At 58.9% G+C, this 426-nt stretch carries 1 protein-coding gene; it reads right to left on the bottom strand.

Annotation, left to right across the window (positions count from 1 at the left end; all coding sequences use genetic code 11):
- Positions 1–62 precede the first annotated feature (62 nt).
- Positions 63–281 (bottom strand): translation initiation factor IF-1, encoded by a 219-nt coding sequence (infA, locus tag C1I98_RS46725; RefSeq protein ID WP_004631109.1) that lies wholly within the window; start codon positions 279–281, stop codon positions 63–65.
- Positions 282–426: the final 145 nt, after the last annotated feature.

Here is a 426-nt window from a genome sequence, read left to right as displayed (position 1 = left end):
GAGCAGACACGCGGTTTCTTCGAAACGCCCACGGGGTGGACGTCTTGGCGGCACAGCCGTTTTTACTTGTGCCGGTAGTTGATGCGACCCTTCGTGAGGTCGTACGGCGACATTTCCAGCTTCACGCGGTCGCCCGCGAGAATACGGATGCGGTGCTTCTGCATCTTGCCCGATGCGTAAGCCCAGATTTCCACGCCGTTTTCCAACTGCACGCGAAAACGATTGTCGGGTAGTGCTTCAGACACCACCCCTTCAAATTCAATCAGTTCTTCCTTGGCCAAACTCGTTCCTTTGTATGCAGCACGCGGCTGCGCCGATGGTTGCAATGATGTGATGACCCACCCGAACCATGCCACACGCCTCGAAGGGCATGCAGCGGTACGCCGCGATCATCTGCCCGGACAGCGGGCGTGGGGGGTACCGAGC

Origin of the sequence: Spongiactinospora gelatinilytica (assembly GCF_003236385.1) — a bacterium.
Classification (GTDB): Bacteria; Actinomycetota; Actinomycetes; order Streptosporangiales; family Streptosporangiaceae; genus Spongiactinospora; species Spongiactinospora gelatinilytica.
Note: the sequence above shows the minus strand (reverse complement) of the source record. Positions and strands in the feature narration are given on the sequence as shown.